This window comes from Roseospira visakhapatnamensis (assembly GCF_014197915.1).
Lineage (GTDB): Bacteria > Pseudomonadota > Alphaproteobacteria > Rhodospirillales > Rhodospirillaceae > Rhodospira > Rhodospira visakhapatnamensis.
Map to the genome: position 1 here is coordinate 1 of NZ_JACIGK010000014.1, position 14,345 is coordinate 14,345.

Sequence of the window (14,345 nt, forward strand, 5' to 3'; positions counted from 1 at the left end):
CCACCGCAACCACCCTGAGCCCGCCCCTCCTCACCTGTCCCTTCAATCACCAGACCCGGTTGCGACACACTCCAACCCCATCCTGAGAACTGCTGGCGTTTGTCCGGCCAGCTTGCCCTCGGGGCCGGGATGGCTAGAGTGGGCGGCTCCGTTCCCTCCCGTCGCGCCCAAGGGTCATGGCCGAGATCGCCGCTTCCACCGCTGACACGCCCGCCGCCGCCGCGCCGCCTCCCGCGTCGGGCGATGCCGCCGGCGTGACCCCCATGATGGCCCAGTTCCTGGAGATCAAGGCGGCCCATCCCGATTGCCTGCTGTTCTACCGGATGGGCGATTTCTACGAGTTGTTCTTCGACGACGCCGCCGCCGCCGCCGAGATCCTGGATATCGCGCTGACCAAGCGGGGCAAGCACTTGGGCGACGACATCCCCATGTGCGGGGTGCCGGTCCATTCCCACGAAGCCTATCTGTCCAAGCTGATCCGCACCGGCCGCAAGGTGGCCATCTGCGAGCAGATGGAGGACCCGGCCGAGGCCAGGAAGCGCGGCGCCAAGGCGGTGGTGCGGCGCGACGTGATCCGCGTGGTCACCCCGGGCACCATCACCGAGGACGGCTTGCTCGACCCGCGCGCTCACAACCACCTGGCCTGCGTGGCCGAGGCGGGCGGCGCCTTGGCCCTGGCCTGGGTGGAAATCTCCACCGGCGCCTTCGCCGTGCGGCCGGTGGACGCGCGGCGCCTGGGCGCGGCCCTGGCGGAGGTGGCGCCGGGGGAAATCCTGCTGGCCGACCGGCTGATCGAGCGTCCGGACCTGTTCGAGCTGTGGGGTGACTGGAAGGCGGTGTTGTCGCCGCTGCCGGCCGCGCGCTTCCAGTCCGTTGCCGGCGAGGCGCGTCTGAAGGCGGCCTTCGGTGTGGCGGCGCTGGATGCCTTCGGGGCCTTCGGCCGCGCCGAACTGGCCGCCGCCGGGGCGCTGGTGGACTACGTGGAGTCTACCCAGAAGGGCCGGCTGCCGCGCCTGGATCCGCCCCGCCGGCTGGCCGAGGGCGCCCACCTGGAGATCGACGCCGCCACCCGCCGCAACCTGGAACTGACCCGCACCCTGACCGGCGAGCGCAAGGGCTCGCTGCTGGCGGTGATCGACCGTACCGTCACCGGCGCCGGGGCGCGGCTGCTGGAACGCTGGCTGTCGGCGCCTCTGACCGACCCGGTGGCCATCACCGCGCGGCTGGATGCCGTCGAGGCCCTGGTGGAGGGCGCGGCGGCGCGCGACCGCCTGCGCGCGGGGCTGCGCCAGGTGCCGGACGTGGAGCGCGCGTTGTCGCGGCTGGCGCTGGGACGGGGGGGACCGCGGGACCTGGCCATGCTGCGCGACGCGCTCGCGCAGATCCCCGGGCTGCGGACGGGGCTGGGCGAGGGGCTGGGGGCCAGCCTCGACGGGGGCGGGATGCCGGGGCTGCTGGCGGAGCAGGCGCGCGACCTGGGCGTGCACGACACCCTGGCGGACCGCCTGCACCGCGCCCTGACGGCCGAACCGCCCTTTCTCGCTCGCGACGGTGGCTTCATCGCCCCGGGCTATCACCCGGGCCTGGACGAGGCGCGGGCGTTGCGCGACGAAAGCCGGCGTCTGATCGCCACCCTGCAAGCCCGGCTGGCCGAGGAGACCGGGATCGGCGCCCTCAAGATCCGTCACAACAACGTGATCGGCTACTACGTGGAGGTGCCGTCCCGCCACGCCGACCGGCTGATGGCGCCGGACAGCGGCTACATCCATCGCCAGACCATGGCCAACGCCGCGCGCTTCACCACCGTCGAGCTGTCGGAGCTGGAACGCAGCATGCGGGGGGCCGGCGACCGGGCCCTCGCGCTGGAACTGCACCTGTTCGCCGACCTGGTGGCCGAGGTGACGGCCCGGGCCGACCCCATCGCGCTCGCGGCGCGGGCGCTGGCGACGCTGGACGTGCTGGCCGGCCTGGCGGATCTGGCGGTGGCGCGGCGGTTCACGCGGCCCCGGGTGGACGACTCCACCGCCTTCGCCGTCGGCGGCGGACGCCACCCGGTGGTCGAGGCGGCGCTGGAGGCCGGGACGGCCTCGGGGGGCGGGGGCGCCTTTGTCGGCAACGCCTGCGACCTGGGGCCGGAGCGGCGCCTGTGGCTGGTCACCGGTCCCAACATGGCCGGCAAGTCCACCTTCCTGCGGCAGAATGCGCTGATCGTGCTTCTCGCGCAGATGGGCGGCTTCGTGCCCGCCGAGTCGGCCCATGTGGGCATCGTCGATCGCCTGTTCAGCCGCGTCGGCGCCGCCGACGACCTGGCGCGCGGGCGCTCCACCTTCATGGTGGAGATGGTGGAGACGGCGGTCATCCTCAATCAGGCGACCGACCGCTCGCTGGTGATCCTGGACGAGATCGGGCGCGGCACCGCCACCTACGACGGCCTGTCCATCGCCTGGGCCACCCTGGAGCATCTGCACGGCGTCAACGGCTGTCGCGCGCTGTTCGCCACCCACTACCACGAACTGACGGCGCTCGCCGGGCGGCTGGAGCGGCTGGCCTGCCACACCATGCGGGTGCGCGAGTGGCGGGACGAGATCGTGTTCCTGCACGAGGTGGCGCCGGGGGTGGCGGATCGCTCCTACGGGATCCACGTGGCGCGTCTGGCCGGGCTGCCGGAGGCGGTGATCGGTCGCGCGCAGGCGGTGCTGGAGCGGCTGGAGGCCGGCGGCGAGGCCGGGAGCGTCTCCGCCCAGGCGCTGGCCGACGACCTGCCGCTGTTCGCCGCCGCCAAGGCGCCGGGCCAGACGCCGCCATCGGACTCCGAGGCGGCGGCGGCGCCCCCTGGCCCCTCCCCCGTCGAGGCTGCGCTGGCGGCGATCGATCCCGACGACCTGACGCCGCGCGCGGCGCTGGAGGCGCTGTACCGGTTGAAGGGACTGGCGGTGGGATAGGGTGGGGGCCCGGGGGCGCCCCTTGTCACCGCCGGACGGGTTGGCTACACCGGGCGGACCGCCGGGGCGTGCCCGGCGGCGGACACGCGAGATCGCGCCCACCGTCCGCACGGACGCGCACGAGAGGACGCCATGGCCCGCCCGACGCCCCCAGCCCGGCCCGATGGCCTTGTCGTCGCCGAGGGGTATGTCCCCGGCGCGCTGGCGGCCGTGATCGGGCTGCACATGGACTACTACGGGCCGCGATGGGGCTTCGGGCTGCCGTTCGAGGCCAAGGTGGCCGGCGAGATGGCGGCCTTCCTGGAACGCCTGGAGCCCGCCCGCGACCTGTTCCTGGTGGCTCGCGACGGGGACGGCCGGGTGCTCGGGTCGATCTCGGTGGACGGCGCCGTTTCGGGTACCGAGGCCGCCCATCTGCGCTGGTTCATCATCGGCGACGCCTGCCGGGGCACCGGCCTCGGCCGCCGTCTTCTGGACCAGGCGGTCGCGTTCTGCGACCGGCGGGGCGTGGCGCGGAGCTACCTGACCACCTTCGCCGGTCTGGACGCCGCCCGCCATCTTTACGAAAGCGTCGGCTTCACGCTCGTCTCCACGTCCGCCGTGGACCAGTGGGGCGGCGGCGTGCGCGAGCAGCGCTTCGAACGCCCCGGCCCGCTCAGCGATACCCCAGAACACCGGCCAGGGCGCGGGTCTCCGGGCTGAAGCCGGCCTCGGGCGTCGGCCCCCAGTCCAGCGGCCCTTCCAGGCGGGCCCGGCGGCCGGTCGGCCAGGAGGGCGGAGGCGGTGCCGTTCGTCAGCAGCCACGGACGTTCCGGCCCGGCCGCGTTGACCGGGCGGCGGTGCGTCCCTACCGTGGCCTGGATCCGCCCGGTCCCTTCCTTGCGACAGGATAGCCCGCCATGGCCCTGACCCACTTCGACGACCAGGGCAACGCCGTGATGGTCGACGTCTCCGACAAGGCGGAGACGGCGCGTGTCGCCGTCGCCCGGGGGCGCGTGACCGCCGCCCCGGAAACCGTGGCGCTGATCCGCGACCGGGGCCTGGGCAAGGGGGACGTGCTGTCGGTGGCCCAGTTGGCCGGCATCATGGGGGCCAAGCGCACCGCCGACCTGATCCCGCTGTGCCACCCCCTGGCGTTGACCAAGGTCACGGTGGATCTGGCGGTGGACGAGGCGGCGGCGGCCGTGGCCATCACCGCCACCTGCCGGGTCACGGGCCGCACCGGGGTGGAGATGGAGGCCCTGACCGCCGTGTCCGTGGCCGCGCTGACGGTCTACGACATGTGCAAGGCCGTGGACCGGGGCATGCGCATCACCGACATCCACCTGGTCCACAAGGCCGGCGGGCGGTCCGGCCCCTTCGATGTCGGCGGTGGGGACGAGTGACGCCATCCCTCGGCGGTTTCGCGCGACGGGCGATGTCTCCACGGATGTCATCGTCCGTCTGCTTTTTCCGCGTCCGTGCACGCTTCGTTCCGGTGCGGTGGTTCGCGCGCGACGGCCGCGGGCGGTCCGTCATGACCGGCGGTAGCGGTTGCTTCGTCACGCACGCTTCATGATCCGCGTGACAATTCGTGCGCGCTTTTTTGTGCACAACGGACGGTCCGGGAAGTTGAGTCCATCCCGGACGGTGTCGTTTGAAACGCGGGGTCATATAACTTGCGCCGTATCTTTTGACGCCGGGAGATAGCCGGACGACGAGATGACGCCGTGTCAGCCTTGAGTTACAGTACGATGACATAGGGCGATGACGAAACACTGACGCGGGACAAGACGGATAGAAGGCCGATCCCCTTGTTTCGGGCTGGTCCATGATGGAGCGCCGTGCGCATCACCCGACCCTCACCCTCGTGTGGTCGCCGGAGCCAGGGGGATAGACCGGACGGATACCAGGCGCCGGCCGGTCGTCCAGACCCGCGTGACGCGCGGAGGCCGAAAGGGGACCGCCGCTGTCCGGCCGGCGCGATCCGTGGTTCCAGCCTGGATGCGCGGCCCCGGCGCGACCGATGTCGTGCCGCCTGCATGCCCGGGCCCGCGCCGCACCGAGGCCGGGTCCCCGAAGGCCCGGCCTGCGAGGCCCGGATCCGGTGACCCTCGGGGCCGCCGCCACGCCCCATCACGCCCCGTGGGCACAGACGGGATGTCCTCCGGCCCGGGTGTCGATCCGCGCGGCCGGGGACGCGAAAGGCAAGGGATGCATGAGTCGTGTGGCCGAGGATCCGGTCCATGTCTGATCGAAACGGAGCCCGTCATCGAGACCATCACGAGCCGTCCGGCCATGCCGGTCCCCCCGTGACGGCCCGGGACGCGGTGTCGGAGACAATCCTGGGGGTCGCCCTGAACGCCGCTGGCGACGCGATGGCGATCAAGGACGCGGACCTGCGCTTCCGGTTCGTGAACCAGGCCCTGTGCCGGGCCGTGGGGCGCCCCGCCGAGGCGATCCTCGGCAAGGGAGCCTGGGATCTGTTCCCGGACGACATGGCCGACCAGGTGACCCGGGACGATCGCGTCGTCCTGGACACCGGCCGGGGTATGACCCGCGATCTGCCGCTGACGGCCGTCGGTGGTGGCCTGACGTGGGTCAGCATCCGTACCGACCCGATGATGGTGGAGGGTCGTCCGGCCGGCGTGATCACGGTGATGCGCGACATCTCGGCGCCCGCAGGGACCGAACGGCGCCTGCATGGGAACGACGATCTTATTGATCGCTTCTTCAACCAGGGGACGGTCGCGGTCGCCTATCTGGATCGTGCCTTTGCGGTGCTGCGGGTCAATGACGCGTTTGCCCGCATCGGGGGCGGTCGTCCGGAGGACTTCGCGGGGCGCGCCTGTGACGCGCGGCTTCCGGGGTTCGACCTGCGCCCGCTGCTTCAACAGGTGCTGGACACGGGCCAGACCGTCACCGACTGCGCGCATCCGTTGTGGCCCGGCGGCCGGTCCACCGGGGATATCACCTATTGGGACGTGTCCGTGCAGCCGGTGCGCGACGCGGCCGGGATGATCGACGCCCTGATCCTGACCCTGGGCGAGGTCACCGACCGGGTGCGCCGGGACGAGGAGATGCGCCGCGCCCGATCCCTGTATCAGGGGCTGTTCGACGCGTCCTCCGCCGTCATGCTGCTGATCGATCCGGATGATGGCCGCATCCTGAAGGCGAACGAGGCGGCCATGAACTATTATGGATACGATGCCGCCACCCTGGGCACCATGTCCATCCAGGACATCAACGTGCTGTCGGAGCCGGCGGTGTGGGATCTGTGCCAGCAGGCGCGACGACGCCGGCGCAGCCTGTTTCAGGCCCGGCACCGTCTTGCCGATGGCACGATCCATGATGTGGAGGTCAATGCGACGCCCCTGGATCTCGACGGCCGCGCGATGCTGTTCTGCATCATCCATGACGTCACGGAGCGCACCCGGGTCGAGGCGGCGTTGCGGGCGAGCGAACGGGAAAAGGCCTTGATACTCGGAAGCGTGACCGAATCCGTTGTCTTCTACGAGTCCTCGGACCTGCGGATTCACTGGTGCAACCGGGCGTCCGCCGAAAGTGTGGGGGCCGACACCGCGACGCTGATCGGGACCTCGTGTTATCATCACTGGTCGGACAGGGACGCCCCCTGCCCGGAGTGTCCGGTTCTGGAAAGCTTCGACACCCAATCCCCGGCGGAGTGCACGCGAAGCACGCCGGACGGCCGGGTCTGGTCCCTCCAGGCCCATCCCGTCTTCGATGATCGCGGTCACCTGCGGGGGGTGGTGGAGGTCGGACGGGATGTCACCGAGCAACGGGCCGCCGAGGCGTCGGTGGCGCGGAGCCTGGCCAACCTGCATGCCTTCTTCGATTCGTCGCGCGACTTCCTGACCGTGTTCGACGAGGACGGGAGCATCGTCGCCGTCAATCGCACCCTGGAGACGCGGCTGGGCTGGAGCGAGCAGGTGCTCGTCGGCCAGCCGGTCTTCACCCTGCATCCGAGGCCCCTGCGCGCCGACGCGATCCGCTGCACCCGGGATCTGGTGGCTGGCGCCACCAAAAGCAGCACGTTACCGCTTCTGACCCGCGACGGCGATTACGTCCCCGTGGAAACGACGGTGGTGCACGGCACCTGGGACGACCGGCCCGCCGTCTTCAGCACCAGCCGGGACATCTCCGACCTCGCCCTGTCGCGACAGATGTTCGAGACCACGTTCCGCGACAACGCCACGTTGATGCTGATCACCGAACCCGACACCGGCCGGGTGGTCGATGCCAACCATGCCTTCCTGGCCACGCTGGGTCTGTCGGAGGCGGAGGTGATCGGCCAGACCACCGTGGCGCTGGGCTTCGTCAAGGACGCCGAGGCGCGTGGAGAACTGATCAAGGCCATTCTCGACGCCGGTGAGGGTCAGCCCTGCGAGGTGAGCGTCATCGGCCGCGACGGCCACCTCGTGGTGGGGCAGGTCTCCGGGCGCATGATCTCCAGTGGCAGCCATCGCTACCTGCTGACCATGATCACCGACGTGACCCGGCAGCGCGCGCTGATGGACGAACTGGAGCACAAGGCCACCCACGATCCCCTGACCGGCGCCTACAACCGTCAGGTGGCCGATCGGGTGCTGGACCAGGAAATTCGCCGCGCTGAACGCCTGCGGACGCCTTTGTCGCTGATCCTCGTCGACCTGGATCACTTCAAGGCCGTCAACGACCACTTCGGTCACCTGACCGGCGATCGGGTCCTGTGCGAGGTGGTGGCCCGCCTGTCCGGCCGCATCCGCGAGACCGACGTGCTGGCCCGGTGGGGCGGCGAGGAGTTCCTGATCGTGCTGCCGGGCACCGACGCGCCGGGCGCGCGCCAACTGGCCGAGACGCTGCGCGGCGCGGTAGCCCACGAGCCGTTTCGCGATGCCGGAACGATCACCCTCAGCCAGGGGGTGGCGGCCTATCTGTCGGGCGAGTCCGTCGCCGACTGGATCGCCCGCGCCGACGCCGCCCTTTATGCCGCCAAGGCGACCGGCCGCAACCGCGTGTGCGGGGATTAGGGCCCGTTGACAGTAGGGACCCGCGACGCATTTTTTTTGTTGCGAGCGGTCCGCCGCCAACCCACATCGTCGTCGTCCGGTTGCCCGAACGGGGATCGGACGTCTCCCCGGACCCGGGGGGCCGCGTCACGACACCCGTGACGGCCCCGTCCCGGTGGTCCGGTCCACGCGGGGGCGCGATCCAGCGGATGCGCCCCGATCGACCTGAAGTCGCTTCTCAAGGAGGACTTTGACCATGCGTACCTTCGACCTCAGCCCGCTGCATCGTTTCGCCATCGGCTTCGACAACGTCAGCCGGCTCATGGATGCCGCCAGCCGCCTGGATGACCAGGCCACCGCCTATCCGCCCTACAACATCGAGAAGGTGTCGGACGACGGCTATCGCATCACCATGGCCGTGGCCGGTTTCGCGCCCGAGGACCTGGACGTCACCTTGCATGACTCCACGCTGGTGATCTCCGGCCGCATGGAGCGCGAACAGCCCGCCGCCCAGATTCTGCACCGGGGCATCGCCGGCCGGGCCTTCGAGCGCAAGTTCGAACTGGCCGACCACATCAAGGTGCAGGGCGCCAGCCTGGAAAACGGCCTGCTGCATGTGAACCTGGAGCGCGTCGTGCCGGAAGAGAAGAAGCCGCGCAAGATCGCCATCGCCGGAGCGACCGGCGCCAGCGCCCTGGAGCATTCCGAGACCGTGGCCGCCTGACGCACGCCGGTTTTTGACCGGGTCGGGGCGAGGCCGGCGACCGTCGGCGCCGCCCTGACGCGTCAGGGCATCTGATACCAGTGGCGGATGAGTGTGACTCATCCGCCCCCGGGCGCCTTGCAGGCGCCCGGATGTTCCAGATCTTGGCACCGCGAAGCGGTGCCAGGGCGGCACCGGCCCGTTCCCCCTCCCGGCCACCCCAAGTATACTGCCCCAAGGAAAAGTGGGGGGTGGCCGGGAGGGGGAGCGGGCCGGCCACGGACTGCAACGGTCATTCTCAATGACCGTTGGTATGATACGCGAACCGAGGGGCGGGTCCCGACGGATGGGGACCCGCCCCGTCCGTGTGGCCGCGCCGACCACGGCCCACGGAGTCGGGTGGGGGCGGGGGCCTATCCCCGCCGCGCCAACTGTCGGCCCAGCAGGTGGTCCAGCGACACCGGACCGGCGCCGCGCAACACCAGCAGCAACGCGGCCGTCGCCCACAGGGCGTGGTCGGGCCAGCTGTTCGGATAGACGAAGATCTGGATGACGACCGTCATCCCCAGCAGCCCCAGCGCCGACAGGCGGGTCGCCAGCCCCAGCACCAGCAGCACCGGAAACACGTGCTCGGCCAGCGTCGCGGTCTGCGCCGCCAGATCCGGCGGCAGCAGCGGCACCTTGTATTCCTCCTGGAACAGGAAGTAGGTGGCGGGGGTGATCTCCCACCCGGCCACCTTGCTCTGTCCGGAGCGGAAAAAGACCCCGGCGAGTCCCACGCGGGCGAACAGGGCCACCACCCACAGGGGCACGCAGGTCAACGGGCCGGTGATCCAGCCCAACGGCCCCCCGGCGCCGCTCGTGGACGACGGACGGTCGTTGTGGGTCGTTTCGGTGGTCATCAGGGGCGATCCTCCGAACGGGACGCGGGGGGACGGGGGGCCTCCCCGTCGTGGTCACCGGGGGGCAGAACCTCGGTCAGCAGCCCAAGCGACAGGACACGGGTCAACGCCCGGGTGAGGTCGAAGGCCACGTCGGTGCGGGTGGCCGCCTGGATGGCCGTTTCCAGCGTCTGGCCCATGCCCAGGGCAAGCAGCAACGAAAGCGTGCCGTGATCCGCGCGAACCATCAAGAGGGTTTCGTGGGGACGCCCGATTAGCACCGTGGCGCCCCCGTCGTCCAGCGATACCGTGTCGTCGGCGGGCCAGTCCGGCTGATGCATGGCCCAGATGCGGTCCACGGGCCAGGCCGACACCACGAAGCGAAACGCCGGATGCACGGCGCACCGGCACAGGGGCAGCAGGGGCGCGGGCACGCGCGCCAGGGCGTCGGGGGGCAGGGGCGTCGCGTCGGCGGCATCCAGCGCGCTCAGCCGGGCCTGTTCCAGGCGTGCCACGTCCGGGAGATAGGGCAGGCTGGCGGCGGGCGCGTAGGTGGCCAGGAAATCGGCGAAGCCCTCGCCCCAGTAGGCCAGGATCGGCGAGGTGGGCGGATGCCCCCGCAGGAAGGCGCGCGCCGCCTGGGCGAAAAACGCCTCGCCCACCAGTGTCTTGACCACGGGCAGGTTTTCGCCCAACGCCTCGATCAGGGTGATGTGCGTGGTGTTGCGGTGGATGGCGAGCCGCTGCGCCGGGGTCAGGCCGTGGCCGGCAATGCCCGCCGCGGCCGCGACGGCGGGGTCATCGGACCCCAGCACCACGTCGCGGATCGCGGCCTGCCGGACGGCGAGGGATGGCGCGGCACCCGGCGCGCTCATCGACGGGTCTCCGGCGTGGGCATCGGCTGGGGGTGGTCGGCCGCCGCCTGCAACAGGTCGTCCAGGCGCCCGGCCTCGGCCGCCAGCGCCGCCCAGGGCGGCACGTTGGTGTCGCGCTCCAGCAGGGTCGGGCGCGGCCCGGTGCGGCGCAGGGTCTCGACGTACAGGGCCAGCACCGCCTCGGGCGCCGGCGAGCCATGATCGTCGATGCGGATGTCCACGCCGTCGATGCGGCGGACCGCGTGCCCGGCGACATGGATCTCGCCCACCGCGTCCAGCGGCGCGCCGTCCAGGTAGGCCAGCGGATCGAAACCCAGATTGCCGGCGCTGACGACGATGTTGTTGACGTCCAGCAGCAGGCCGCACCCGGTGCGTCTGACCAGGGCGGTCAGGAATTCGGGCTCCTCGCGATCGTCTCCCGGCCGGCCGGGGTCGAAGGCCAGGTATCGCGACGGGTTCTCCACCAGGATCGGCCGGCCGAGGGCCTCCTGGGTCTGGTCCACGTGTCGCGTGACCAGGTCCAGCGCCTCGTCGGTGTAGGGCAGCGGCAGCAGGTCGTTGAGAAAGGTGCCGCCGCTGGCGCACCACGCCAGGTGTTCGGAAACCAGGGCGGGCTGGTAGCGATCCACCACCCGACGCAGCCGTGCCAGATGGGCGCGGTCCAGGCCCTCGGCGCCACCCAGGGACAGACCCACCCCGTGAATCGACAGGGGATGGTCGCGACGCACGGCCTCCAGCGCATGCCGGCGCGGGCCGCCGGCCTGCATGGCGTTCTCCGCGTGCACCTCCACCCAGGACACCGGACCCGGGTCCGCCCGCAGGTCGGCCATGTGCGCGGGTTTCAGGCCGACACCGACGGCGCGGGCGGGGAGTGCGTCGGACGGCGGCGTGCCCTCGGGGCGGGCGGCGGCGACGGCCTGCGCGCGGGCGGGAAGATGGGTCATGGCGATGACGTCCGGCGGTCGGGGCGTTGTGTCCCGTCAGGCACCGGAGGGGCGGGACCCAGGGTCCGGGTCCACGCCCCGCCGGGCCGTCCGGTGGCGCGTTAGCCGGAGTGGGGTTCGGTGCTGCCGTTCACCAGCTTGTCGCAGGTGCCGGCGAGCACGGCGACGAAGGCGTCGCCCTGACCGTCGGTCTTGGAGGTGCCGGCACAGGACGAGCTTGCGGTGGCGCAGTCGTTATGGCCGGCCTTGGCGACGCCGTAGCACTTTTCCATGTCGGCGGCGGCGGCGCCGGTCGGCGCGGACAGGGCGACGGCGGCGGCCAGGGCGGCGGCGGCGATGGTCAGGGTCTCGGTGCTCTTCATGGGGCGTGTCTCCTGGACCGATGGGAATCGTGACGGATAGGGGTTGGGATCCGGACTGGACCTTTCCAGGGTGGCGACGGGGCGCCCCGGTGACGATGACCGGCGACGAGGCTTGATGCGCATCCCCGTTGCAACCCACTATGTCTGAGAAAAAGAGTCGGATAAAATGCCGTTCGGCCATGCATTCCATAACCGTCGGGTATGGTCGGGGGGAGGGGACGACCTGGACTCGGACCCCGTGGGGTGGGAGACCGTGGCCGGCGTGCACGGGGATGTGCTGGACGGGGGCGCCGGATTGCCCCATGTGTTTATGCAGGATGTGTTCTCAGGCGGGGGCCGGGCGGGGCACGTCCGGCGACGCCCCGAAGGCCCTTGTCATCGCCAGGAGAGGTCATGGATCCCAGGTCTCCCGATGTGAGTCCACCCGAGGGGGCGCCCACGAGAGTCATTGACCTCGACATCCTCGGCATGACCTGCGCGGCCTGCTCCGGCCGGGTGGAGCGCGTGCTCGCGCGGCCGTCCGGCGTGCATACGGCGCGCGTCAACCTGGCGACCGCGCGCGCGCGGATCGAACTGGAGGAGGACACGGCCACCCCGGACGACCTGATCGCTGCGGTGCGCAAGGCCGGGTTCGATGCCCGCGAATGCGTCCCCGAGTCCGGCACCGCCGACCGCCCGGACGCTCCGTGGTGGGGCGACCGCCGCGACGGCATAGACATGGCGGTGGCCCTCGTGTTCACGCTGCCGTTGCTGGCCGAGATGGTCGCCATGTGGGCCGGCCTGCCGTGGTCCCTGTCCCCCTGGCTGGCGCTGGCGCTGGCCACGCCGGTGCAGGTGATCGCCGGTCGCCGCTTCGTGGTCGGGGCCTGGAAGAGCCTGCGCGCCGGCGCCGGCACCATGGACGTTCTGGTCGCCCTGGGGACCTGGGCCGCCTACCTGTTCAGCGCCGGGCGCGTGCTTCAGGGCCAGGCCGACCAGGGGCTCTACTTCGAGGGCGCGGCCGTGGTCATTACCCTGGTGTTGTTGGGTAAGGTGCTGGAGGGTCGGGCCAGGGGCTCGGCGGCGGCGGCCATCCGTGGCCTGATGAGGCTGCGTCCCGACGTGGCCCGAGTGGAGCGGGAGGACGGCACGACCGAGGAGATTGCCCTGTCCCGGGTCGGCGTGGGCACGCTGGTGCTGGTGCGCCCCGGGGAACGGATGCCCGTCGACGGCGAGATCGTCGACGGCGACAGCCAGATCGACGAAAGCCTGGTGACCGGCGAGAGCCTGCCCGTGGCGCGCGGTCCCGGCGACGCGGTCCTGGGCGGCGCCATCAACGGCGACGGTCTGTTGCGCGTGCGGGCCACCAGTCCGGGCGGAGAGGGCACCTTGACCCGGATCATCCGCCTGGTGGAGGACGCCCAGGCCAGCAAGGCGCCGGTGCAGCGGCTGGTCGACCGGGTGGCGGCCGTGTTCGTGCCCATCATCGTCGCCGTGTCCGCGCTGACGTTCGCGCTGTGGTGGGGCCTGGCCGGGGATGCCGAGGCCGGCTTTGTCGCCGCCGTGTCGGTGCTGGTGGTCGCCTGTCCCTGCGCCCTGGGACTGGCGACGCCGACGGCGATCATGGTAGGCACCGGGCTCGCGGCGCGGCGGGGCGTGCTCATCAAGGATGCCGCCGCGCTGGAGCGGGCGCACCACACCGATACCGTGGTGTTCGACAAGACCGGCACGCTGACCGAGGGGCGGCCGGCGCTCGACGAGGTGATCGTGCTGGACCCGGATCTCGACGCGGACCGCCTGGTGAGTCTGGTCGCCAGTGCCCAGCAGGGCAGCGAACACGTGCTGGCCCGGGCGTTGCTGGCGGCCGCCGCCGCGGGCGACCTGCCGCTGCATCCGGTGTCGGAGTTTCAGGCCCGGCCGGGTCGGGGGCTGGTGGCCATGGTGGACGGCCGCCTGCTGCTGATCGGCTCGCGCCGGCTGATGCTGGAGACCGGACGGGCGCGCGACGGCGATCCCATCGATCGCCGCGCGGCCGTCCTGGAGCGGAGTGGCCACACCGTGGTCTGGGTGGCCGACCCCGACGGGCCGGTGATGGGGCTTTTGGCTCTGTCCGATCCCGTCAGGGCCGGCGCCGCCGACGCGGTGGCGCGGCTGAAGGATCTGGGCATGCGGAGCGTGCTGCTGACCGGCGACTCCTGGGCCGTGGCCCGCTCGGTGGCCGTGCGCCTGGGCATGGAGGACGTGCACGCCGAGGTTCTGCCCGAGGACAAGGCGCGCGTGATCGACGGCCTGCGCGCCGAGGGTCGGGTGGTGGCCATGGTGGGCGACGGTCTGAACGACGCGCCGGCCCTGGCCGTCGCCGACGTGGGCGTGGCCATGGGCACGGGCACCGACGTGGCCATGCATACCGCCGGGATCACCCTGATGCGCGGCGACCCGACGTTGCTGCCGGTGGCGCTGGGCCTGTCGCGCGCGACCTATGACCGCATTCGGTTGAACCTGCTCTGGGCCTTCGTCTACAACGTGGCGGCCGTGCCGGCCGCCGCGCTGGGACTGCTGACGCCGGCCATCGCCGGGGCGGCCATGGCGCTGTCGAGCGTCAGCGTGGTCACCAGTTCCTTGCTGCTTCGGCGGTCTCGTGCGGCCCGCCTCTCCTGATCCGAGGTCCGGG

10 protein-coding genes are annotated in these 14,345 nt (G+C 71.5%); 6 read left to right on the forward strand and 4 right to left on the reverse strand.

What is annotated here, in order from left to right:
- Positions 1–176 precede the first annotated feature (176 nt).
- The 5 genes from mutS (at position 177) to GGD89_RS10400 (ending at position 8,654) form a co-directional block, all read left to right on the forward strand.
- Entirely contained in the window at positions 177–2,942 is a 2,766-nt protein-coding gene (gene mutS, locus GGD89_RS10380) for a DNA mismatch repair protein MutS (protein ID WP_425503031.1), read from the forward strand.
- A gap of 132 nt (positions 2,943–3,074) precedes the next feature.
- Complete coding sequence (locus tag GGD89_RS10385; protein ID WP_221238414.1) at positions 3,075–3,644, forward strand: GNAT family N-acetyltransferase; 570 nt, start codon at positions 3,075–3,077, stop codon at positions 3,642–3,644.
- 197 nt (positions 3,645–3,841) lie between these two features.
- The gene (moaC, locus tag GGD89_RS10390; RefSeq protein ID WP_184044927.1) at positions 3,842–4,327 is read left to right on the forward strand and encodes a cyclic pyranopterin monophosphate synthase MoaC; all 486 of its coding nucleotides are present in this window, start codon (positions 3,842–3,844) and stop codon (positions 4,325–4,327) included.
- An 840-nt stretch (positions 4,328–5,167) separates the two neighbouring features.
- Positions 5,168–7,951 (forward strand): sensor domain-containing diguanylate cyclase, encoded by a 2,784-nt coding sequence (locus tag GGD89_RS10395; protein ID WP_184044929.1) that lies wholly within the window; start codon positions 5,168–5,170, stop codon positions 7,949–7,951.
- A 235-nt stretch (positions 7,952–8,186) separates the two neighbouring features.
- Positions 8,187–8,654, forward strand: coding sequence for an Hsp20 family protein (locus GGD89_RS10400; protein ID WP_184044931.1), 468 nt, complete (start codon positions 8,187–8,189; stop codon positions 8,652–8,654).
- A gap of 392 nt (positions 8,655–9,046) precedes the next feature.
- On the opposite strand, the gene GGD89_RS10405 is transcribed toward GGD89_RS10400, so the two are convergent.
- The 4 genes from GGD89_RS10405 to GGD89_RS10420 form a co-directional block, all read right to left on the reverse strand.
- Positions 9,047–9,535 carry a DoxX family protein gene (locus tag GGD89_RS10405; RefSeq protein ID WP_184044933.1) on the reverse strand — a complete coding sequence of 163 codons (489 nt, stop codon included), beginning with the start codon at positions 9,533–9,535 and terminating at the stop codon, positions 9,047–9,049.
- Positions 9,535–10,389 (reverse strand): HvfC/BufC N-terminal domain-containing protein, encoded by an 855-nt coding sequence (locus GGD89_RS10410; RefSeq protein ID WP_184044935.1) that lies wholly within the window; start codon positions 10,387–10,389, stop codon positions 9,535–9,537. The genes GGD89_RS10405 and GGD89_RS10410 overlap by 1 nt, the downstream gene beginning before the upstream one ends.
- Positions 10,386–11,333: an MNIO family bufferin maturase gene (bufB, locus tag GGD89_RS10415; RefSeq protein ID WP_184044937.1), complete on the reverse strand. Its 948-nt coding sequence runs from the start codon at positions 11,331–11,333 to the stop codon at positions 10,386–10,388. Before bufB ends, GGD89_RS10410 begins: the two co-directional genes overlap by 4 nt.
- 101 nt (positions 11,334–11,434) lie before the next feature.
- Complete coding sequence (locus tag GGD89_RS10420) at positions 11,435–11,695, reverse strand: BufA1 family periplasmic bufferin-type metallophore (RefSeq protein ID WP_184044939.1); 261 nt, start codon at positions 11,693–11,695, stop codon at positions 11,435–11,437.
- Between the two features lie 393 nt (positions 11,696–12,088).
- Between GGD89_RS10420 and GGD89_RS10425 the strand changes: the two genes are divergently transcribed.
- Positions 12,089–14,332, forward strand: coding sequence for a heavy metal translocating P-type ATPase (locus GGD89_RS10425; RefSeq protein WP_184044941.1), 2,244 nt, complete (start codon positions 12,089–12,091; stop codon positions 14,330–14,332).
- The last annotated feature ends 13 nt before the right edge of the window (positions 14,333–14,345 follow it).